Origin of the sequence: Salinilacihabitans rarus (assembly GCF_024296665.1) — an archaeon.
In the GTDB taxonomy this organism is placed as follows: domain Archaea; phylum Halobacteriota; class Halobacteria; order Halobacteriales; family Natrialbaceae; genus Salinilacihabitans; species Salinilacihabitans rarus.
Window position 1 is genome coordinate 728,604 of sequence record NZ_CP100762.1, and the last position, 21,349, is coordinate 749,952.

The window sequence follows — 21,349 nt, forward strand, 5'->3', positions numbered from 1 at the left end:
CGGCGCGTGGGTCACCGTGCGTTCGCGGCGCGCTCGTCCCCGTAAACGTCCGCCCGTTCGCGACCGTGCTGTCCTCCTGCACGGGGTGGAGTTCGACGGCGCGACGCAAGATGCCGCCGTGACGACCAACGGCCGTTGCACGTCCGTGCCCATTCGATCGCCTCTGACGACCTGATCTGGGCACGAACCCGAGCGTTGATTAGGCTCGCCGCCGCCCTCACGAGTATGGCCGAGATCATCGACGGGAACGCCGTCGCGAGCGAGATCCGCGACGACCTCGCGGACGCGATCGAGACGCTGGCCGACGCCGGCGAACGACCCACCCTCGCGACGGTGCTCATGGGCGAGGACCCCGCGAGCGAGACGTACGTGAACATGAAACAGCGGGACTGCGAGGAGGTCGGCATCGAGGGCGTCCACGTCGACGTCGACGGCGACGCCCCCGCCGCGGACCTGTTCGACACCATCGAGGACCTCAACGCCGACCCGGAGGTAAACGGCTACATCGTCCAGGCGCCGGTCCCGGACCACGTCGACTACCGCGAGGTGATCGGCCGGATCGACCCGCTGAAGGACGTCGACGGTTTCCACCCCGAGAACGTCGGCCGCCTCGTCGCCGGCGACGCCCGCTTCCGGCCCTGCACCCCCCACGGCGTCCAGAAGCTACTCGAGGCCGCCGGCGTCGACACCGAGGGCGCGGACGTGACCATCGTCGGCCGCTCGGACATCGTCGGCAAGCCGCTGGCGAACCTGCTGATCCAGAAGGCCGACGACGGCAACGCGACGGTGACGGTCTGTCACTCCCGGACCGAGGACCTCGCGGCGAAGACCCGCGCCGCGGACGTCGTGATCGCCGCCGTCGGCGTCCCCGAGTTGATCGACGGCTCGATGCTCTCCGAGGGTACCGTCGTGATCGACGTCGGCGTCAACCGCGTGGACGCCGATACCGAGAAGGGGTACGAACTCGTCGGCGACGTGGCGTTCGAGAGCGCGAAAGAGCAGGCAAGCGCCATCACGCCCGTCCCCGGCGGTGTCGGCCCGATGACGCGCGCGATGTTGCTCTACAACACGGTGAAGGCGGCGAGTCTCCAGACGAGCGTCGACGTCGACCTGCCCTGAACCGCGCCGGTCACGCCACCGCCAGCGAATCGAGTCTGTTTTGCGCGCGCGCGAGCGCCGCCTCGTCGCCGCGGACGCCGTCGGCGAGGTCGCGCGTCGCCGCCACCAGCGTCTCGACGGTCCGGGGTTCGACGTCCCCGTCGAGCATCTGGATGCGCTTGACGTGGTCGCCGAGGATTTCGAGGCCGCTCCGCGCGTCCGGGTCGAGCGACCGGTCCTCGGCCCACGTCCGGACGTCGCGGCGGTACTCCCGGACGGCGTTCGCGTAGGCTAACCCCCGCGCGGCCCGGAGCGATTCGGGGACCTCCGCGACGGGCGGGCGCTCGCTCTGGTCGGCGTCGCGCAACAGCGAGAGGAAGTACAGTTCCTCGTGCTCGGCGAGGCGCATCTCGCGTGCGACGACGTCCGCGACGTGGAGGAGTTCGATCGCCGCGAGGTAGGTGTCGTCGAGGTCGCGCAACTCGCCGCCGCGGACGAACCCGCGCTGGCGGACGTACTCGCGACAGCGGTCGCGGGCCCTCGCCGCGAGGTCGTCGGTCGCGACGTCGTCGACGTCCGCCCGGACGGGCGTGAGGTCGAACGTCGCGGCCGCCCCCATGTCGGTGTGCTCGGTTCGTTCGTCGAGGCCGACGCTGCGGAGGCTTCCGCAGGCCGGACAGCCCACGCTGCCGGTCTCGTAGTACGACCAGCGGGTCCCACACTCGGTGCACTCGCGCTCGCCGCGAATCTTCATCACCGGGACGTACTCGAGCGCCGGCAAAAGGCCCATCGACGCGACCGCGTGACGGTGACGGACGCCGACCGGTCACGTCGGGCGACGGTCAGCCGACGGTGACGGTCCTCGGCTGGTGACTGAAAGACAACAGGATATTAACGTTCGGCTCTTGCAGGCCACACGGCAACGTATCGGACCGTCTTATCGAAGAATATGTCCCATCGACGAACCAGTCGACGGACGTTCGTAGCCGCCGCCGGAACCGCAACCACGCTCGTCCTCGCCGGCTGTGCCGACGAGGGCCCCGGTGGAGACGACGAGACGGAGGACAACGAGACCGAAGACGAGGAGGAGGAGGGACTCAACGAGACGGAGGACAACGAGACCGAAGACGAGGAGACCGGAGACGAGACGTACACGCTGACGGTCACCGTCGAGGACGACGCCGGCGACCCGGTCGAAGACGCCACCGTCCGTCTCGAAGCGGGCGGGACGATGGACGACGGCCTCGGCGACGACGAGACGGACGAGAACGAGACCGAGGGCAACGAGACCGAGGACGGGACGGGCACCGACGACGAGATGGACGCACAGGAAGACGAGACGGACGAGGACGGCGTCGTCGAGTTCGAGGACCTCGAGGACGGCGAGTACACCGTCCACGCCGAGTCCGACGGCGAGGAGGCCGAGGACGACGTCGAGGTCGACGGCGACGACGAGGAGGTCACCCTGACGCTCGGCGACGGGATGGACGGCAACGAGACCGAAGACGACGGGTCCGACGGCGACGGCGAGGACGAAGGCGAGTAAGCGTCCGCGTCGGCTCGCGACGCACACCGCCGACGACGCGTTTCTTTTCGGCGACGCCCGCCCCGAGCGACAGCCCCGTCTGTGCGACCGGAACCGTTTTGGGGGGCGCGGTCGACCCTTCCGGTACGATGACACGGAGTTCCCGCGCTCCTGGTCGAGAAATTCTCCGCCAGTGACGACGTTCGCGTCGTCCCGTCCGACGGGTCGGTCCGCGTCGAGGTCGGTGCCGAAACGTACGAACTGAGCAGAGCGGACGCCGTCGAACTCCGCGAGGGGCTCACCGAGGCGCTGACCGACCGGCGGGAGTTCGTCGACACCGCCGCGACCCGCCGGGCCGACGGGACCTACGTCGTCGAACGCCGACGGGCGAGTTCCAGCGGTCACCGCAAGGTGTTCGACTCCTTCGACGACTGCGTCGCACTCTACGATGGCCTCCCGGCGGAGTTCACCGCCGAGGACGTCGCCGCCGGCGGCCTCTCGGGCGGGCGTCGTCACATGCTCGTCCGGCACTTCGCCGAACACCCGGCGTTCGACTGCGACCTCGTCTCGAGACAGCCGCTGACCGCGCGAAAACGCGTCGCCGACGTCGACGCGACGACGGAGGGGATCCTCGAAGCGGAGTGACTCCCGGTCCGATCGGGCGTCGTTTTTTGCCCCTGGACCCGGTACCGTCGCCCATGCGAGACGAAGCGGAGATCCGCGAGCAGTACGAGTTCCTCAAAGAGCACCTCGAGAGCGAGGAGATGCGCCACGAGGGCGTCAGGGAGATGTTCACTTATTACCGTCGCGCGCTCGGATGGGTACTCGAAGAGGAGCACATATGACCGTTTCTCGCCGACGAAATTCCGTGTAAACGTATCACGAACCGGTCCGTTGTCGGTACCTTTAAGTTCCCCGAGCGAAATGCTTCAGGTGACGCTTCGCTTGGAGGGCCGAAGCGTCAGCGGGGACCAATTCAGGGCGGCAAGCGATCGCGTGGCACTTTTCCCGCCACGCGGTTTGCTTTCCTGTTTCGTACTCACGCCGTCGAGCCACGGCTCAGTCCGGCGACCGCTCGACGGCGCCGACTCAGCGAGGAATTGTACCCGGTGAAACGCTCTGAACCCTAAACATGAACTGACGGTTATGCGATCGCCCGAAGTAATCGGTCATCACGGTTATCATTCGAGGTGAGCGCAAACGTCCGTCGTCGATAGTAATAGCGCTGTTTGCCCCGTAACGACCCGACATATTTATTAAAATTAGACAGGAACTACGATCGGTACTTACCCAATGTACGACCTGACAGGATTCCAGCGTGACTTGCTCTACGTCATCGCTGGTGAGGAGGAACCGCACGGACTGGCGATCAAGGAGGAACTCGAGGAGTACTACGAGAAGGAGATCCACCACGGACGGCTCTACCCGAACCTCGACACGCTCGTCGACAAGGGTCTCGTCGAGAAGGGGCGTCGCGACCGGCGGACGAACTTCTACACTCTGACCCGGCGCGGCCGCCGGGAACTCGAGGCGCGTCGGGAGTGGGAGGCCCAGTACGTCGACCTTTGACGCGGTCGCCGCGACCGACGTCGCCCGCGAAACGGCCGCCCGACGGCGCCGTGAGCGGCGCGATTCGCGGCCGCCCGCCGATCCGAGGTCGTACGCCGGGTACGGTCCAGAATTGCTCGAACCACAACGAATATTTTTAATCGTTGGCCGGTCCAGCGTTGGTATGGACCGAGATACGGTCGAACCGCAGGTCGACACTGTACCCGGGGAGCGAGCGAAGCGGTGGGTCGAGCACCACCATCGGTTCGCCGCTCCGAGCACCTACGTCTACGAGTTCGTCTGGGACACGCAGGCCGACGCGATCGGCCCCTTCTGCACCGACGTCGACGGCAACGTGCTGATGGACTTCACGAGCCACGTCGCCGCCGCCCCGCTCGGCTACAACAACCCCGCGGTTCGCGATCGCCTCGCGGAGTTCGACGTCGTCGACCCGCTGAAGATCGCCGGTCAGGACTTCTACGTCAGTGGCGGTTCCACTCCCGAGGACACCGAGTTCCCCGGCCCGACCCAGCTGATGGAGCGGCTGGTCGACCTCACGAGCGAGTACGACATGGACCGGGTCTTCCTCTCGAACTCCGGCGCCGAGGCCGTCGAGAACGCGATCAAGATCTGCTACGCCCGCGGCGGCCACCGCGCGTTCACCTTCGACGGCGCCTTCCACGGGCGCACCCTCGGTGCGCTCTCGCTGAACCGCTCGAAGGCCGTCCACCGGACGGGCTACCCCGAGGTGCCCGGCGTCGTCGCCCTCCCGTACCCCTCGACCGACGAGGCCTACGAGACGAAGTGGCGCACCGACGGCCCCGGCGGGAACGTCCTCGCGGACAAACTCGACCCCGAGCGGGGCGTGATCGACCCCGACGAGGTGGCGTTCGTCATCCTCGAACCGCTGCAGGGCGAGGGCGGCTACCGCGTCCCCCACCCCGAGTTCGCCCGCGACCTCGAGGCCGCCCGCGAGCGGTTCGATCTGAAGGTGATCGCCGACGAGATCCAGTCCGGTCTCGGCCGCACCGGCGAGATGTGGGGCGTCGACCACCTCGACCTCACTCCGGACGTCATCACCAGCGCGAAGGGCCTGCGCGTCGGCGCGACGATCTCCCGCTCGGACGTCTTCCCCGAGGAGACCGGACGGCTCTCCTCGACGTGGGGCGCCGGCGACGTCATCGCCTCGCTGCAGGGCGTGTTGACGATCGACGCCATCCGCGAGCAAAACCTGCTGGCGAACGTCCGCGAGCGCGGCGAGCAGTTCCGCGCGATCCTCGAGGAGAGCGACGCCGAGGGGATGATCGACGTGCGCGGCCGCGGCCTGATGCTCGCCGTCGAGTTCGACACCAAGGCCCGCCGCGAGGCGGTCGTGAAGGCGGCGATGGAGCGTGGCCTGCTCACCCTCGGCTGCGGGCACAAGACGCTGCGCCTGCTGCCCCCGCTCGACGTCACCGAGCGCGAGATCGACCTCGGCGCGGGGCTGTTCCTCGACGCCGTCGAGGACGTCGCCGAGGAGATGACGACGACGGTCTGAACTCGATTCTCAGCGGTCGCTCGGCTCGCGGTCCGTCCGCACCTCCGTCTCCCGCATCGACTCGTCGTACGTCGACCCCACGGCGATCAGGAACCCGGTCATCGCCGTCACGAGGGCGACGGCACCGATGGCGACGACAGCGACCGAGACGGCATCGCTCGGCAACACGTTCGCGGACGTGAACAGCGAGACCGCCGTCACGCCGGCGATGAGGGTCAGGAGGCGGGCGAACCGGCCGACGTCCACGCCGGTCGACTCATCCGACATATCGGGAGATGGTCGAGAGGACGCCTTCGTACTCGCCGTCGGTCGTCGAGTGCCCCAGCGAGTGGACCGACTGGCAGACCCACACCCCGGCGGTGAAGTTGAGGAACGCGACGAACGAGAGGACACCGAGGTCCCCCTCGACGAAGAGGCCGGACAGTATCGCTGCGACGAACGTCACCGCCATGATCGCGTGGGTCACGAGCGAGCGCACGCCGAAGTCCTGTAGCCGCACGAGGAACTCGAACGCCATAGCCACGACTCTCACCGCCGGCCGGTATATAGCTTGAACCAGCGACTGACCCGGAACGACCGACGCGGGTGAAATGGAGAGGGGGTCCGGTCCGGCTTCCGCCGAGGCTGGCGAAAAGCGAGCCCACGGCGCAAACGCCGGGTCTTCAGAACTGGTAGCGGCGCTCGTCGTCCAGTTGGGGGTAGTCGTCGGCGCCGGTCATCTCCTCGAAGGTCATCCCCGAGAGGTACTCGTCGTAGGTCACGTCGTAGCCGGAGCGAAGCTGGAAGTCGAGTTTGCCGGTGTCGACGGTCGTCTGGAAGAGCATGTGGATCGCCCGGCGGACGAGTTCGTCGGTGGACTCGGGCTCTAGGGCCGTCTCCAGCAAGGCGAGTTCGTTGCGGGTCTCGCGGTCGAGCGAGACGGACAGTTCGTCGCCGAAGGCGGAGTAGGACGCCTGCATCTCGTCGTTCAGGTCGTCGAGGCTCATACGGGAGTGGACTGGAGCGTGGCGTTTAGGCCTTTCGTGGTTCGACGCGGCCGCCCGGCCGGGCCGTTCCCTTTCCGAAATCCTAAACCGGCCCCCTCCCAAGGGCCGTCGATGACCGACGGGGAGTGGACGCTGCCGGACGACCTCGACGCCGTCCGCGAGGCGTTGATCGAGTGGTACGAGGCCGACCACCGCGAGTTCCCGTGGCGCCGGACCGACGACCCGTACGCCATCCTCGTCAGCGAGGTGATGAGCCAGCAGACCCAACTCGAACGCGTCGAGGAGGCCTGGGCGGCGTTCCTCGACCGGTGGCCGACGACCGCCGACCTCGCGGCGGCCGACCGGGCGGACGTGGTCGGCTTCTGGACGGCCCACAGCCTCGGCTACAACAACCGGGCGAAGTACCTCCACGAGGCCGCCCGGCAGGTCGAGGAGGAACGCGGCGGCGAGTTTCCGACCACGCCCGACGGACTGCAGGAACTGATGGGCGTCGGCCCGTACACCGCGAACGCGGTGGCGAGTTTCGCCTTCGACGCCGGCGAGGCGGTCGTCGACACGAACGTCAAGCGGGTCGCCTACCGGGCGTTCGACGTCCCGGACGACGACGGCGCGTTCGAGGCGGCCGCGAACGAACTCATGCCCGAGGGCCGCTCGCGGGTCTGGAACAACGCGATCATGGAACTCGGCGGGGTCGCCTGCACGAAGGCGCCCCGCTGCGACGAGGTCGGTTGCCCGTGGCGCGAGTGGTGTATGGCCTACGCCAGCGGCGACTTCACGGCGCCGGACGTCCCCACCCAGCCCGCCTTCGACGGCAGCCGCCGGCAGTTCCGCGGGCGCGTGATCGCCGCCCTGCGCGAGTACGACGAACTCGCGCTCGACGCGCTCGGCCACCGGATCCGCGTCGACTACGCGCCCGACGGCGAGTACGGCCGGGAGTGGCTCGTCGGGTTGCTGGCGGACCTCGAGGACGACGGGCTGGTCGACGTCGAGGCGGGGCCCGACGGCGAGCGCGTCGCGCGACTGCGGCGGTAACGGACTCGCGCCCGTCACGCGAGCAGGAGGACGCCGATCGCGACGAGGATGAACGCCGCCTTCAGCCCGACGTTGACGAGGATCACCTTCGCGCCGAACTCGGGGCCCCAGATGCCAAACTGGAAGGGGATCGAGCGCTTGACCGTCCCGACGGTCAGCGAGAACAGGCTGCCGATCAGCAACGCGACGACCGCCTGCGCGGGGGTGAGGACGTCGCCGATCATCGGGGCGACGGCGACCGCGCCCGAGGTCGGGTCGACCAGCGAGACGAGGATCGCCGGCACCGCCGCGCCCGGCAGGCCGACGAGGCCCGCGACCGGGTCGACCAGCGCGGCGGGCTCCCGGAGTCCGGCGGCCGCGAGCAGCGAGCGCAGCGCGTCGGCGCGTTCGAGCGCGACGAACACCAGCGAGTAGACGACCGCCAGCCGCGGGACGATCGAGCGCAGCCGATCGGCCGTCTCGTGGCCGGCCTCGCGGACCCGGTCCCGGTGGGTCCGCTCCGCGCTCCCGTCCTCTCCCTCCCCGCCGTCGGTGACGGTCGGATCGACGGCGTCGGCGTCGTACTCGTAGCCCCGCAGCAGGACGGCGCCGGCGACGAGACCGACGAGCGAGATGGCAAGCGAGATGCCGGCGCGCGCGCCGACGTACAGCAGGCCGGCGTGCAGGCCGAGGATGGGGACGATCACGGGGCCGTAGTAGGTGAACACGTGCTGGACGAAGCCGAAGAACGTGTTGACGACGACGGCGACGAGCGTCGCGCGGTCGTCGAGCAGCCCGGACTCGCGAAACTCCGCGAGCATCCCGTAGCCGGCGGTGACCGAGACCGCGTTCGTCAACACGGCCGCGCCGACCTCGTCGGGCAGGTTCGCCGGGTCCGTCAGGTACCGGCCCGCGCGGGCGACGACGTCGACGAGGCCGTACGCGACGGCGAGGTTCGCGAGGCCGACGCCGGCCCCGACGAGGAGCGTGATCGACAGCACGCGCGGCAGCGCGTCGGTCAGCAGGACGGAGACGATCGACGCCACGGCGATACGTAGCGAGTCGACGGAGAAATGTTCGTCGGATCGCTGACGGATCGCGGCTGGCCCCGCCGGACCCGCGGGCCGACACCGGTGTATTTGGCCCGCGAGTCCGTTACCACGGGCATGGCCGACGTGCACGTCCTCGCGATCTGTGGCAGCCTGCGCGAAGAGAGTTACACCCGGATGGCCCTCGAACGGGCGCTCGAAGAGGCCGCCCGCGCGGGCGCGACGACCGAACTGCTGGACCTGCGCGAGTACGACCTGCCGACGTTCGACGCGGACGTCGACCGGGCCGACGCCGGCGACGCGGCGGAACTCGCCCGCCGGGTCCGCGGGGCCGACGCCATCCTGCTCGGGACGCCGATGTACCACGGCTCGTACTCCTCGCCGCTGAAGACGGCACTCGACTACTGCGGGTTCGACGAGTTCCGCGACGAGACCGTCGGACTGCTCGCGGTCTCCGGCGGGGCGTTCCCGGTGACGGCGCTCGAACACCTGCGGTCGGTCTGCCGGTCGCTCAACGCGTGGGTGATCCCCCACGAGGCCGCGGTGCCCGACGCCAGCCGCGCGTTCGAGGACGGCGCGTTCGTCGACCCGTCCCTCGAAGAGCGCGTGGCGACACTCGGCGGGCGCGCGGTGCAGTACGCGAACATCGAACCGGACCCGGACTCCTTCGAGAGCGACCACAACGTCGGCGCGACCGGCAAGTAGTCAGGGGGCGAGCGTCCGCTGGAACCGCCGCTGCTGGGCGAGGAACGCGAACGCGGCGAAGACGACGAGGCCGACCTGGAACGCCTCGATACGGACGACGAGCGACCGCGGCCCGACCGACAGCGGCGCGGTCGTCACCGTCCAGTCGATGAACCACGTCGCGGCCAGCAGCGTCGTCGCGCCGACGGCGACGAGCAGCGCCGGGCCGACGGCGTGGACCGGACCGCCGCGGGGCCGGCGGGAGCCGAACACCCGCCGTTCGAGGACGAACTGCCCGGCGAGCACCGCGGTGAGTACGGCGCCGCCGGCGACGAGCCCCGAGGTTCCCCCGACGACCTCGGCGACGAGGAGCCAGAGGTGCCACGTTCCCGCCAGCGCGAGCGCGGCGGCGAGACGCCGGGGCTGGAGGGGGTCCGTCGGCGCGCTCGTCGTCGCCCCGAAGACGCCCGCCCTGAGCAACGACCCGCAAAACAGGATGCCGAGCCCTGCGAGGGCGGTCGACGTGGTCCGGGGGCCGACGACGACGAGCGTGAACCAGGCGCCGACGCCGACGGCTTCGGCGGCCGCCGCTGACGCCGCCGCGCCGACGCCGACGAGGCGCCGCCGGGTCGTCCGACCGAGCACCCCCGGCGGCCGGAACACGCTCATACCGACCTTTCGGGGACCGGGGAGTTTCGTTATGTGACCCATTATCCGGTTTCGTCGCGTCGCGTACGAACACCGTCACGATCGCGTGAATTGGCAAGCAATTTAACGCAGGCTTTCCCCGCCTAGACCGGATGCACGCGATCACGAACAGCGGGTGGATCGAGGTCATCACCGGGAGCATGTTCTCCGGGAAGACCGAGGAGTTGCTCCGCCGGTTGCGACGCGCGGAGATCGCCGGACAGGAGGTCGCCGTCTTCTCGCCGGCCCTCGACGACCGTTACGGCGAGGACCACGTCGGCACCCACGACGGCCGCCGCTGGGAGGCCGTCGCGGTCGACCCCGAAATCGAGTACGGGACGGTCGCGGCCGAACTCAACGGCGAGGAGGTCGTCGCCTTCGACGAGGCGAACTTCTTCTCGACCGGCCTCGTCGACGTCTGCGAGCGCCTCGCCGCCGACGGCCGGCGTGTGATCGTCAGCGGAATCGACCAGACGTTCCGCGGGGAGCCGTTCGAACCCCTCCCGCAGTTGATCGCCGTCGCCGAGTACGTCGAGAAGTACCGGGCGATCTGTGCCGTCTGTGGCGAACCGGCGACGCGCAACCAGCGGCTGATCGACGGCGAACCTGCGCACGTAGACGACCCGACTATCCTCGTCGGCGCCGAGGAGTCCTACGAGGCGCGGTGTCGACACTGTCACACGCTCCGGACGGACTGATCGAATGACTCGCTGGATCGAGCGACCCGAGGGCGGGCGCGAGCGCGGCCCGCGCGGACTCGCGGGGGCCTGGGTCGAGGTGCTCGTCCGCCCGCGCCGGTTCTTCCGCGCCGGGATCGCGCCGGGCGATCAGGGGCCCGGACTGACGTTCCTCGTGGCGGTCGTCCTCGCCTCGGAGGCGACGCGGTTCCTCCTCGTCGACGGCTCCTACCCCTCGCTGCCGGTGTCGCCGGCGCTCGCGGCCGTCTTCTGGCTGAGTCTCGTCGCGTTGCTGGTCGCGCCGCTTGCGCTGCACTTCGTCTCGGCGCTGCAGGCCCTGCTTCTCGCGGCGCTCGTCCCCGAACGGGCCGGAATCAGCCGGACGGTCCAGGTGATCGCCTACTCGACCGCTCCCTGCGTCGTCTCCGGACTGCCGGTCCCGGCGCTCCGACTGGTCGCCGCCGCCTACGGCGCGACGCTGCTGATCCTCGGCCTGCGGATCGTCCACGGGACGTCGCTGCCCCGCGCGGCGGCCGCCGGGGCGCTCCCGGCCCTGCTCGTCTTCGGCTACGGCTTCCGTGGCGTCGACGCCGCCCGGACGCTCGCGCTCGGGTGACGCATATTTATACTCCCGGCGGGCGGCGAGGGCGGGGGCCGACGCCCGCTTTCTCGTCCGGTTAGTCCGGTATTGTCCGGCCGGAATCGGCCGGGTAAGTGAGGTCTAACGCCGCGACGTCCGGGAGAACGGATCGAAACGTTGGACAGAACTATTTACGGGGATGTGGTCGACCGCATTATGCCCGACAGGGAACAACAGGTCAAACGCCTGTCCGAGCGCGTCGTGAAAGAGGCAGTGGGCGTCGGCATGGAGTCGTCGATGCGCGAACCGATCGTCGAGGCCGTCGAGGAGGCCGGCGGAACCCAGCCGGCGGTGCGACGGCAGCTACCGCTGGCAGGGGTCTTCCTCGGCATCGGCGCGGCCATCGGCTACCTCGCGGGGCGCGAGGAGGTCGCCGAGCAACTCGGGGCCCCCGACCTCGAATCGGTCGAGGAGCCGGAAATCGTCGAGGAGGTCACCGAGGAATTCGTCGAGGAAGCCGAGGAGGAGGAAGCCGAACCGGAATCGGGGTCCCGGCGGCTCCCCCGACTCGCGCTGGTGCTGGCGCTCGTCGCCGCGGGCGCGCTCGCCCGCCGTCGGCTGATGGGCGAGGAGGAAGAGGAGTGGGAACCGATCGAGGAGTTCGAGCCCGCGGTGGATCAGGAATCCGAGGAGGAAGCGGAGATGGAAGCGGAAGACGAGGGCGAGGCCGAAGAGGAAGAGACCGAGGAGTAACCGACCCGTTCCGGCGGTTCCGTTCGTTTTTCCGCCCCTCGTTCTTTCGTCCGTCGTCCTCGCGTCCTGCCGTCGAGTCTCGCCCGTCGAACGGCGACGCCGGAACTCGCCGCGACGAAGGAGCTAAGGGGCCGACGCCGACACTCTCCCCCAATGCAGACGACCCACCGCGTCGTCGTCGGGGACTCCCGCGACCTCGCGTCAGTCGCCGACTCGTCGGTCGAACTCGTCGTCACGTCGCCGCCGTACCCGATGATCGGGATGTGGGACGACCTCTTCGCGGACCTCGATCCCGCGGTCGCCGACGCTCTGGCGGAAGGCGAGGGCCGGGCGGCGTTCGACGCGATGCACGCCCAACTCGACCGCGTCTGGAACGAGGTCGAGCGCGTGCTCGTCGACGGCGGCATCGCCTGCGTCAACGTCGGCGACGCGACCCGGACCGTCGACGGGAGCTTCCGCGTCTACCCGAACCACGCCCGCGTCCTCCGGGCGTTCGAGGAGCGGGGGTTCGACCCCCTGCCGGACGTCCTCTGGCGCAAGCCCGCCAACAGCGCCGCGAAGTTCATGGGCAGCGGGATGGTGCCGCCGAACGCCTACGTCACCCTCGAACACGAGTACGTCCTCGTCTTCCGGAAGGGCGGCGAGAGCCGGTCGTTCGAGCCCGGCGCCGACCGCCGGTACGAGGCCGCCTACTTCTGGGAGGAGCGCAACCGCTGGTTCTCGGACGTCTGGACCGACGTCCGCGGGGAGTTGCAGGCGCTCGACGCCGCCGACGACCTCCGCGAGCGGTCGGCCGCCTACCCGCTCGAAATCCCCTACCGGCTGATCTGCATGTACTCGGCCTACGGCGACACCGTCCTCGACCCGTTCTGGGGGACGGGGACCACCTCGCTCGCGGCGATGTGCGCCGGGCGGAACTCGATCGGCTGGGAGCGCGAGGAGGCGTTCGTCTCGGTGTTCGACGACCGCGTCGAGGAGGTGCCGGCGCTGTCGCGGCGGGTCTCGCGGCGACGGCTCGAACGCCACCGGGCGTTCGTCGCCGAGCGCGGCGAGGCGGACCTCGAGTACCGCGCCGACCACTACGACGTCCCCGTGATGACGAAGATGGAGGCCGGCATCCGGCTGTTCGAGGCCGTCGCCGTCGAGCGCGACGGGGACGGCTACCGACTCGAACACGCACCGGTCGAGGGCGAGTAAGCGGGCCGAACGGGCCCCGGAGAGGCTGTACGCGCCGGCTTCGCCGTCGTACGCCGGACCTATCGATCCGTACGACCCACCGAAAATCGAACAGTCGTCCCGACTAACTAACCGATTTTTGCCGTCCGATCCACCTTTCATCCCCGTACCATGACGGTATCACGACGCAGGACGATTCAGGCCATCGGCGGCGCGGCCGGCCTGCTCGCGGCCAGCAGCCCCGTCTACGCCCGCGGCGAACACGAGGACGACGAACGCAAGCCGAAAGACGCCGGCGACCGCGCCGACGGCGGCGACGGCCCGACGCCCCCCACGACCGCGGTCCGGGTCGCACACTTCTCGCCGGACGCACCGAACGTCGACGTCTACGTCGAGGGCGAGCGGGTGATCTCCGACCTCGCCTACGGCGACGTGACGCCGTACCTCGAGGCCGAACCGGGCACGTACACCGTGACGATCACGGCCGCGGGCGACCCCGAGACGGTCGCCTTCGAGGGCGACGTCTGGCTGGGTCGCGCGTTCTACACCATCGCGGCCATCGGCGAACTCGGCGCGGGGACCTTCCGGCCGAAGGTGCTCCGCGACGCCGGATCGGCGCTCGTCCGCGTCGTCCACGCCTCCCCCGACGCCCCGGCGGTCGACGTCGCGGCCAACGGCGCGCTCGTGGCCGAGAACCTCTCGTTCGGCGAGTCGACAAACTACGTCGCGGTCCCCGCGGCGACCTACGACGTCGAGGTCCGCCCCGCCGGTTCCACGGACGCCGTCGCCACGTTCGAACTCACCCTCGAACAGGGCGTCGCCTACACGGCGTGGGCAATCGGCTACCTCGGAGGCGACGAGGGCCGCGAGTTCACGCTGCGACCGACCGTCGACGGGCCGATGGCGGCGGACGGCTGAGACGCCGACCGCGGCTCAGGCGGTCGGGCGCGCGCGACGTAACAGGGTCGCGATCCCGAGGTACGCCGGCAGGCAGACGGCGAGCACCCCGACGAGCACTCCCCAGTCCGCGAGGCCGAGCGGCACCGTCCCGAAGTACCGGTTGAGCGGCGTGTAGAGCACCGCAAACTGGAGCAGGACCGAGACGGCGACGGCGCCGGCGAGCCACGGGTTCGACAGCGCGGGCGTCTCGCGCAGCCAGCGGATGACGTACAGTTTCTCGAACTCGAGGACGACGAACCCGGTGAACACCATCGTCATCGCGTACGGGGTGACCGAAGCGGCGCCGTCGAGCGTCAGGAACATCAGCCCGAGCATGACGACGGTGGTCACGAGGCCGGTACCCCCGATCAGGCCGGCCATCTCTCGGTCGAGGATCCCCCGCTCGGCGTCCCGCGGGGGCCGGTCCATCACGTCGCCGCTCTCGGGGTCGGCTCCGAGCGCCAGCGCCGGCAGGCCGTCGGTGAGCAGGTTGATCCACAGCAACTGGACCGCCGGCAACACGAGGTAGCCAAACAGCGAGGCGACGAAGACCAGCGCCACCTCGGCGACGTTGGCGCTCAGGAGGTAGGCGACGAACTTCCAGATGTTGTCGAAGATCGCCCGCCCCCGCTCGACCGCACGCTCGATCGTCGCGTAGTCGTCGTCGAGCAAAACGATGTCCGAGGCCTGTCGCGCGACCTCGGTGCCGCGGATCCCCATCGCGACGCCGACGTCGGCGTTCTTCAGTGCCGGCGCGTCGTTGACGCCGTCGCCGGTCATCGCGACCTCGTGGCCGCGATCCTGTAGCGCGCGGAGGATACGGACCTTGTGCTCCGGCGAGGTGCGCGCGAAGACGTCGACGGACTCGACGCGCTCGCGAAGCCGGTCGTCGTCCATCGCCTCGATCTCCCGCCCTTCGAGCATCGTCGTCCCGAGGCCGAGCGACTCGGCGATGGCGGTCGCCGTCCGGACGTTGTCGCCGGTTATCATCTTCACGTCGACGCCCGCCCCCCGCGTCGTCGCGATGGCGTCGGCCACCTCCTCGCGCGGCGGATCGATCATGCCCGTCAGTCCCACGAAGACCAGTTCGTCTTCCAGCTCCTCGCCGTCGGCCGGCTCCTCGACGTAGGCCATCGCCAGCACGCGGAGAGCGTCGTCGGCGAACGCGTGGACCCGCTCCGCGATCCGCTCGCGGGCCGCCGGCGTCATCGCCGTCGGGCCGTCCTCGGTGAGCACCCGGTCGCAGCGCTCGACGACCACCTCGGGGGCGCCCTTGACGTAGCCGACGTCGTCGTGGACGGTCCCCATCCACTTGCGCGCCGAGGAGAACGGCACCTCGTCGGTCCGCGGGTTGGCCTCCCGGAGGGCGGCGACGTCGAGGCCGCGGCGCTCGGCGGCCGCGACGAGCGCGCGCTCGGTCGGATCGCCGTCGTCGGCCGTCGCGTCGTTACAGAGCGCGCCGATCCGCAGGAGGCGTTCCTCGCGGTCGGAGGGGGCCTCGTCGGTCCGCGCGTCGACGACCGCGTCGTTCACCCAGAGGCGGCTGACCGTCATCTCCCCGCGCGTGAGCGTCCCCGTCTTGTCGGTGCAGACGACGTCGACGGCGCCGAGCGCCTCGACCGACGGGAGCCGGCGGACGAGCGCGTTCTCCTCGGACATCCTGCGGACGCCGAGCGCGAGCGTCAGCGTCACGACCGCCGGCAACCCCTCGGGGATGGCGGCGACGGCAAGCGACACCGCCGTGAGCGCCGCCTGAAGCGCCGACGTCCCCCGGAGGAGCAACAGCGGCGCGACCAGCGCCGAGAGCGCGAGCACCCCGAGCCCGAGGGTCCGCCCCAGCGAGTCGAGTTCCGTCTGGAGGGGCGTGCGCGTCGCCTCGGTCGTGGCGAGTTCCTCGGCGATGTCGCCGACCTGGGTGTCCATCCCGGTGTCGGTGACGACGGCGATGCCCCTGCCGCGGGCGACGTTCGTTCCCTTGTAGATCATACACTCGCGCTCGGCGAGGGACGCGTCGGGGTCGACCGCCGCCGGCGACTTCGAGACCGGGGCGCTCTCGCCGGTGAGCGGGGCCTCGTCGACCGCGAGGTCGGCGACCTCGAGGAGGCGGGCGTCGGCGGGGACGACGTCGCCCCCGCGCAGGACGACGACGTCGCCCGGGACGACCGCCGTCGCGTCGACCTCGACGTCCTCGCCGTCCCGGCGGACGGTCGCCGACGGGGCCGCAAGCTGGCGGAGCGACTCGAGGCTGCGCTCGGCCCGGTAGTCCTGGACGAAGCCGAACACGCCGTTGGCGACGACGATGATCGCGATCAGGACCGCGTCGACGGTCTGGCCCGCCCAGACCGAGAGCGCGGCCGCCCCGAGGAGGACCCAGATCAGGGCGCTGTCGAACTGCGCGACGAAGATGTCAACCGGCGACCGGCCGCCGCCACGGACGATGTCGTTCTCGCCGTACTCGTCGAGCCGACGGCGCGCCTCCTCGGCCGTGAGCCCGTCGGCCCGCGACTCGAGGTCGTCGAGGACGCGGTCGGCCGACCGGCCGTGTGGTCGCGTGGACACGGGTGGACCTTTCGGCGGAACGGATAAAACTCCTCCCGCCGCGGAAGCCGTCGATCGACTATCCGTGCGGCGGTTTCCGGCCAGTCGAGGTGGGCACCAGCGGAGTTAATGCCCGTCCGACGAATGGTCCGCGTATGACGTTCGTCGTCCCATTCGACGCGTCGGAGCTCGCGGAGGCCGCGCTGGAACGGGCAGTCGAGTACGGCCACGCCCTCGACGAGGAGGTCGTCGTCGTGACCGTCGTCCCCGAGCGCAAGCGGTACGCCATCGAGAAGGGGTGGATCGACGAGGACGGGTCGTTCGACGTCGACGCGGTCGTCGAACGCCTGTGCGACCGCGTGGCCGCGCTGGCGCCGGACGCGTCGTTCGACTGCGAGTGCATCCGCGAGTTCCCGCCCGAGGCGGAACTCGCCGAACGGGTCGAACGGCTCGCCCGGAAACACGACCCGTCGGTCCTGTTTCTCGGCACGGACAACGTCGGCCGCATCGCGACGCCGCTGACGAGCGTCGGCGCGCACGTCGCCGACGAGGAGGTCTGTGACGTCCACGTCGTGCGCCGGCCGACCGCGCGGGGCGACGCCGACCTCGACTCCGGGGCCGACGCGGCGTCGGAGTAGCCCCGCCGGGTCGCGCCGGCCGCACCCGCCGAGCCGCCAGCCGAACCGCGTCTCCCGGACCGCGCCTCGCCGTCGAACGGCGACGGCACGTCCGCGTCCCGACAACCGCAGGCACTAGCGCTTTCACCGGCGACCGGGTACCGCGCCCGAAGGCATGAGCGACACACCGACCGACCGGTCCGCCGAGACCGGCGCGACCGCCGACGTCGAGCGGGGGCGCGACTACCTGAACACGGACGTGATCCAGTGGGTGAGCGCGCTGGCCGCGCTGCTCGGCCTCTGGCTCGTCGCATCGCCGTTCGTCTTCGAGGCGACGGAGACGGCGGTGTGGAACGACACGATGACCGGGACGGCGATCTTCCTGCTGGCCGGCTACAACTTCTACCGGCTGTCGAAAGACCGGCTGGCGAGCGTCGGCGTGGCGTCGCTCGCGGTCCTGCTCGGCCTGTGGGCGCTCGTCTCGCCCGCGGTCGTCACGATGGGCAGCAGCCAGTTGGCGACGAGCACGGCCGTCTCCGGGCTCCTCGTCGCGGCCCTCTCCGGCTACAACGCCTACGCGAACAGCAGGGCCGACGCGCCGGCCCGCGCGCGGACCCGCGCCTGACGCGCCGCGACGTCGTTTCGTTTTCGGACCCCCCGATCCGCCGGCCCCGATCCGGGGTCGGGCCTCGCTACTCCCGCCCTCGCCCGCCGACGTCGGCCGCTCCCGGGATCCGCCCCCGGGCGAGTCCGTCGCGACCGTAGTACGCGACGATCGCGACGACGACGAGGAGGTGGACCAGCAACTGCACCCCCACGACCTCCCCGACGGCGGCCTCGTCGATGACCCCCTCGACGACGATCTGATCCGGGGCGAGCGGGAGGATCACGTCGGCGGAGTTCGCCATGGCGTGAAGGACCATGACGATCAGCACGCTCCCCGTGCCGTTGTACGCCCACGCCAGGATGACCGAGAGCAGGAGGATTCCGAAGAACCAGCCGATCTGATTGACGAACGGGAACCCGGAGTGGGGCGTGACGGGCGCGAGGAAGTACGGCAGGTGCCAGCCGGCCCAGACGACGCCGATCACGAGACTCGCCGTCAGCGCGCCGTACCGGTCGTTCAGCCGGGCCTGCGCGAAGCCCCGCCAGCCGGGTTCCTCGTTCAGGCCGCCGCTCACGGTCAGCCCGAAGAGGAAGATGACGGCGAACAGGACGGGCGACGGCAGCGCCCGTCCCAGATCGACGGGGCCGCCGATCACCGCGAGCACGCCGGCGACGGCGGCCGTGATGGCGAGCGGGAGCCCCAGCGCGACGACCCACCAGTACCAGCCGACCCGCCAGCGGGTGATCTGTCGCGCCCACGCCCGGACGTCGTCGCCCCGCAGCCACGTCACCGCCGCGGCGCTCACGGGCGGGCCGAAACTCCCGACGTAGACGAGAATCGCCGCGATCCAACTCGGTTCCATGAACACCGCCGGCGCGGAGACGATCCACGTGTAGGCGTACGCGCCCACGAAGAACGCCGCGACCGGGTGGTCGTCGACCAACGGGAGCCGATCGTTCGACATCGGCGGTACCGTCGCGGACCGGGAGGATAAACGTGTCGTTCTAAATATATGTTGTCGGACCCGTCACGGGACCGCGTTTGAGATAGAGGGCTGACAGGAACCGGGGACGTGCCGGTCGTCCTCGGCCGGTGACCGCCGCGCCCTCACTCCGGGAGCGTCACGGGTTCGAACCGGCGGAGGCCGAAGTACGTCAGGACGACCGCGCCGAACCCCGTCAGCAGGAGTCCGATCGCGAGCAGGTCCCCGACGACCGGGACCGCACTCGACGCCTCGAGGAGGACCACCACGACGGCGACTCCGAGGGCCGTCGCCAGACCGACCCGCGGCGTCTCCAGTCGCCGCCCGACGAGGTATCCCAGAGCGACGACGCCGTAGGCGACCGCCGCGGCGCCGAGCAGCAGTCCGAGGAGGCTCACCGGGACGAGGACCAGCGTGAACGCCATGAAGACGAACACCGACAGGAACGTCACGAAGACGAGGCCGCCGACCGTGAGACTGATCAGCGCGTGGTCGCGCGCGGTCGCCCCGACGTTCTCCAGCAGCGTCGGCCACCGCCGGGAGAGCCACGCGCCCGCGAGCGCCAGCGCGAGCGTCGCGAGGGCGGTCGGCAGGTACGCGGCGACCGGGCCGGGATCGTTCCGCGTGACCTCGACGGCCGTCCGCTCGGCGACGACGGCCCCGTCCGCGGTACGTTCCGTCCCGGCGACGTGCTGGAGTCGTCCCTCGATCGCCGCGCCGTCTTCGAGGGCGAGCACTCCGGCGAGTTGCGTCACGTCCCCCGCGACGGTCCCCTCGACTCGCAACTCGCCGCCGATGACGTAGACCGGGCCCGGCACCTCGGCGTCGGGGGGAACCGTGACGGTCGCGTCCCCCACGATCAGCGCCCCCCGGTGGTCCGTGACCTCGTGATCGCCTTCGATGACGAACTCGGCGGTCTCGACGTCGGCACCGCCCGCCGAGAGCAGCAACAGCGCGAGGATCAACAGCGGGATGAGTTCCAGTTTCACGACGCGGACACCCCCCGGGCCAGTTCAACCATCCGGTGGACGTACAGCGCCACCGGCAGCGAGACGACCAGCAGCAGCGCCAGCGCGTTCACGTACGTCAGGTGAGTCAGCAGCGGCAGGCCGATTCCCTCGGAGTACAGCGCCAGCGCCGTGCTGAGAAACGTCGCCAGCCAGCCGGCGATGCCGACGCCGAGGGCGGTGTGCGTGCCGACCGTCTCGGGCGTCGAGAGGTCCGGCCAGAGCGCGAAGTTGAGCGTCGTGTAGAAACTGACCGCGAGGACGTAGAACATGGGCATCAGAAGCGGCGGGGTCCCGTCCGAGCCAAACCGGATGTGGAAGACGTACTGGAGGTGGGTGAACGCGAACAGGCCGAAGACCCAGAGGAACAGCCACTTCCGGTCGAAGCTCGTGTACAGGACCCCGGCGACGAACGCGCCGACGAGGTGCACGCCGGCGATGAACAGCCGAGTCCCCACCTCCGGAGACTGCCACGACGTGTAGATGTAGATCGGTGTCTCGATGATCCTGAGGAAGCCGAGGCTGTCGACGAAGAAGACGCCGAACATCAGCGCCACGAGCCCCCAGAACGTGGCGCTCGTCGTCCGAATCGGCTCCGGGCGGCAGAACCGGCCGGTCCCGAACGCCTCGTGTTGTCGCGCGAGGGCGTCGACGAACGGGACGCGACGCAGGGACAGCACGCCGAGGACGACGACGGCGGGGGCCATCGCGGCGGCCATCACGGCGCTGAACTCCTCGATGCGCCACTCCATCGGGTACAGCGCCGCGGCGAAAAACGAGAGGCCGGCCACGGCCGCGGCGACGTACCCCCGGTCCCGGACGGGAACGAAGTCGATCATGAAGCTGAACGTCACCGGAATCCCGACCCCGAGCGGCAGCGCACAGACCGCCACCCAGAGCCCGAACTGCCACGGGGAACGCACGTACGGCGCGGCGGCCGTCAGGACCAACTGGACGAGGACGACCGCGAACAGCAGGCGCAACTTCGCGTACAGGTCGGCGCTCGTCCCGCGGCGGTCCATCAGGACCCCGCTCGTCACGGCGACGACGAGCGTCAGGAGCGCGAGCGCCGCCATCGCCATCGAGACCGTTCCGGGGGGCAGGCCGACGAGGCGCGTCCCGAGGTCGATCAACCCGAGTTGGACGAAGGTGAGGTTGTAGTAGTAGCCCGCCGCGAGCGCCGCCACGTAGATCAGGTACCCGGAGACGGGGACCCACCGGCGCTCGCGAACGAACTCGATCAGTTTCATTCACCGAGTGGTGGTCGGCCGGGGAGATAAAATCATCCGATAGGGAACACGTTGTCAGCCGAGACACGTTACCGCGTTCGAGAGACGGAGTCGACAGG

23 protein-coding genes and 1 pseudogene are annotated in these 21,349 nt (G+C 70.1%); 15 read left to right on the forward strand and 9 right to left on the reverse strand.

Annotated elements, in window-relative coordinates; translation table 11 throughout:
- The first annotated feature begins 225 nt into the window (after positions 1-225).
- A complete protein-coding gene (locus NKG98_RS03975) occupies positions 226-1,119 on the forward strand; it encodes a bifunctional methylenetetrahydrofolate dehydrogenase/methenyltetrahydrofolate cyclohydrolase (protein WP_254768372.1) in 894 nt (297 codons plus the stop codon).
- Between the two features lie 10 nt (positions 1,120-1,129).
- Here NKG98_RS03975 and NKG98_RS03980 read toward each other — a convergent pair whose 3' ends face one another.
- Positions 1,130-1,852 carry a DUF7117 family protein gene (locus NKG98_RS03980; protein WP_254768373.1) on the reverse strand — a complete coding sequence of 241 codons (723 nt, stop codon included), beginning with the start codon at positions 1,850-1,852 and terminating at the stop codon, positions 1,130-1,132.
- A 195-nt stretch (positions 1,853-2,047) separates the two neighbouring features.
- Between NKG98_RS03980 and NKG98_RS03985 the strand changes: the two genes are divergently transcribed.
- The 5 genes from NKG98_RS03985 to NKG98_RS04005 all read left to right on the forward strand — a co-directional run bounded on the left by NKG98_RS03985 (position 2,048) and on the right by NKG98_RS04005 (position 5,708).
- Positions 2,048-2,644, forward strand: coding sequence for a hypothetical protein (locus NKG98_RS03985; RefSeq protein WP_254768374.1), 597 nt, complete (start codon positions 2,048-2,050; stop codon positions 2,642-2,644).
- 240 nt (positions 2,645-2,884) lie between these two features.
- Positions 2,885-3,268 (forward strand): DUF7528 family protein, encoded by a 384-nt coding sequence (locus NKG98_RS19070; protein ID WP_425504405.1) that lies wholly within the window; start codon positions 2,885-2,887, stop codon positions 3,266-3,268.
- Between the two features lie 53 nt (positions 3,269-3,321).
- Positions 3,322-3,468 (forward strand): hypothetical protein, encoded by a 147-nt coding sequence (locus tag NKG98_RS03995; protein WP_254768376.1) that lies wholly within the window; start codon positions 3,322-3,324, stop codon positions 3,466-3,468.
- Positions 3,469-3,916: 448 nt separating this feature from the next.
- Positions 3,917-4,192, forward strand: a complete 276-nt coding sequence (locus tag NKG98_RS04000) for a PadR family transcriptional regulator (protein ID WP_152942641.1) — start codon at positions 3,917-3,919, stop codon at positions 4,190-4,192.
- 163 nt (positions 4,193-4,355) lie between these two features.
- Positions 4,356-5,708, forward strand: coding sequence for an aminotransferase class III-fold pyridoxal phosphate-dependent enzyme (locus tag NKG98_RS04005; protein ID WP_254768377.1), 1,353 nt, complete (start codon positions 4,356-4,358; stop codon positions 5,706-5,708).
- A gap of 9 nt (positions 5,709-5,717) precedes the next feature.
- On the opposite strand, the pseudogene NKG98_RS04010 reads toward NKG98_RS04005, so the two are convergent.
- Both NKG98_RS04010 and NKG98_RS04015 read right to left on the reverse strand, forming a co-directional pair.
- Positions 5,718-6,159 (reverse strand): annotated as a pseudogene (locus tag NKG98_RS04010) (hypothetical protein).
- A gap of 211 nt (positions 6,160-6,370) precedes the next feature.
- Entirely contained in the window at positions 6,371-6,694 is a 324-nt protein-coding gene (locus NKG98_RS04015) for a ribbon-helix-helix protein (protein ID WP_254768378.1), read from the reverse strand.
- Between the two features lie 111 nt (positions 6,695-6,805).
- On the opposite strand from NKG98_RS04015, the gene NKG98_RS04020 reads away from it, so the two are divergent.
- Positions 6,806-7,726: an HhH-GPD family protein gene (locus tag NKG98_RS04020; protein WP_254768379.1), complete on the forward strand. Its 921-nt coding sequence runs from the start codon at positions 6,806-6,808 to the stop codon at positions 7,724-7,726.
- Positions 7,727-7,740: 14 nt separating this feature from the next.
- Here NKG98_RS04020 and NKG98_RS04025 read toward each other — a convergent pair whose 3' ends face one another.
- Complete coding sequence (locus NKG98_RS04025) at positions 7,741-8,751, reverse strand: nucleoside recognition protein (RefSeq protein ID WP_254768380.1); 1,011 nt, start codon at positions 8,749-8,751, stop codon at positions 7,741-7,743.
- A 120-nt stretch (positions 8,752-8,871) separates the two neighbouring features.
- Here NKG98_RS04025 and NKG98_RS04030 point away from each other — a divergent pair, with 120 nt between their 5' ends.
- A complete protein-coding gene (locus tag NKG98_RS04030; protein WP_254768381.1) occupies positions 8,872-9,459 on the forward strand; it encodes an NADPH-dependent FMN reductase in 588 nt (195 codons plus the stop codon).
- Here NKG98_RS04030 and NKG98_RS04035 read toward each other — a convergent pair whose 3' ends face one another.
- Complete coding sequence (locus tag NKG98_RS04035; protein WP_254768382.1) at positions 9,460-10,107, reverse strand: hypothetical protein; 648 nt, start codon at positions 10,105-10,107, stop codon at positions 9,460-9,462. It lies immediately after the preceding gene.
- A gap of 131 nt (positions 10,108-10,238) precedes the next feature.
- Here NKG98_RS04035 and NKG98_RS04040 point away from each other — a divergent pair, with 131 nt between their 5' ends.
- The 5 genes from NKG98_RS04040 to NKG98_RS04060 all read left to right on the forward strand — a co-directional run bounded on the left by NKG98_RS04040 (position 10,239) and on the right by NKG98_RS04060 (position 14,229).
- A complete protein-coding gene (locus tag NKG98_RS04040) occupies positions 10,239-10,823 on the forward strand; it encodes a thymidine kinase (RefSeq protein ID WP_254768383.1) in 585 nt (194 codons plus the stop codon).
- Positions 10,824-10,827: 4 nt separating this feature from the next.
- Positions 10,828-11,418: a YIP1 family protein gene (locus tag NKG98_RS04045; RefSeq protein WP_254768384.1), complete on the forward strand. Its 591-nt coding sequence runs from the start codon at positions 10,828-10,830 to the stop codon at positions 11,416-11,418.
- 180 nt (positions 11,419-11,598) lie between these two features.
- Positions 11,599-12,135, forward strand: a complete 537-nt coding sequence (locus NKG98_RS04050) for a hypothetical protein (protein WP_254768385.1) — start codon at positions 11,599-11,601, stop codon at positions 12,133-12,135.
- A gap of 153 nt (positions 12,136-12,288) precedes the next feature.
- Positions 12,289-13,332 carry a DNA-methyltransferase gene (locus NKG98_RS04055; RefSeq protein WP_254768386.1) on the forward strand — a complete coding sequence of 348 codons (1,044 nt, stop codon included), beginning with the start codon at positions 12,289-12,291 and terminating at the stop codon, positions 13,330-13,332.
- A 150-nt stretch (positions 13,333-13,482) separates the two neighbouring features.
- The gene (locus tag NKG98_RS04060; protein ID WP_254768387.1) at positions 13,483-14,229 is read left to right on the forward strand and encodes a DUF4397 domain-containing protein; all 747 of its coding nucleotides are present in this window, start codon (positions 13,483-13,485) and stop codon (positions 14,227-14,229) included.
- A gap of 15 nt (positions 14,230-14,244) precedes the next feature.
- Here NKG98_RS04060 and NKG98_RS04065 read toward each other — a convergent pair whose 3' ends face one another.
- Complete coding sequence (locus tag NKG98_RS04065) at positions 14,245-16,809, reverse strand: cation-translocating P-type ATPase (protein ID WP_254768388.1); 2,565 nt, start codon at positions 16,807-16,809, stop codon at positions 14,245-14,247.
- A gap of 134 nt (positions 16,810-16,943) precedes the next feature.
- Here NKG98_RS04065 and NKG98_RS04070 point away from each other — a divergent pair, with 134 nt between their 5' ends.
- Both NKG98_RS04070 and NKG98_RS04075 read left to right on the forward strand, forming a co-directional pair.
- Complete coding sequence (locus tag NKG98_RS04070) at positions 16,944-17,426, forward strand: universal stress protein (RefSeq protein ID WP_254768389.1); 483 nt, start codon at positions 16,944-16,946, stop codon at positions 17,424-17,426.
- A 154-nt stretch (positions 17,427-17,580) separates the two neighbouring features.
- A complete protein-coding gene (locus tag NKG98_RS04075; protein WP_254768390.1) occupies positions 17,581-18,030 on the forward strand; it encodes an SPW repeat domain-containing protein in 450 nt (149 codons plus the stop codon).
- 67 nt (positions 18,031-18,097) lie between these two features.
- On the opposite strand, the gene NKG98_RS04080 is transcribed toward NKG98_RS04075, so the two are convergent.
- The 3 genes from NKG98_RS04080 to NKG98_RS04090 all read right to left on the reverse strand — a co-directional run bounded on the left by NKG98_RS04080 (position 18,098) and on the right by NKG98_RS04090 (position 21,251).
- On the reverse strand, positions 18,098-18,976 hold the full coding sequence (locus tag NKG98_RS04080) for a CPBP family intramembrane glutamic endopeptidase (RefSeq protein ID WP_254768391.1): 879 nt from the start codon (positions 18,974-18,976) through the stop codon (positions 18,098-18,100).
- Positions 18,977-19,119: 143 nt separating this feature from the next.
- Positions 19,120-19,983 carry a hypothetical protein gene (locus NKG98_RS04085; protein WP_254768392.1) on the reverse strand — a complete coding sequence of 288 codons (864 nt, stop codon included), beginning with the start codon at positions 19,981-19,983 and terminating at the stop codon, positions 19,120-19,122.
- Entirely contained in the window at positions 19,980-21,251 is a 1,272-nt protein-coding gene (locus tag NKG98_RS04090; protein ID WP_254768393.1) for a hypothetical protein, read from the reverse strand. The genes NKG98_RS04085 and NKG98_RS04090 overlap by 4 nt, the downstream gene beginning before the upstream one ends.
- Positions 21,252-21,349: the final 98 nt, after the last annotated feature.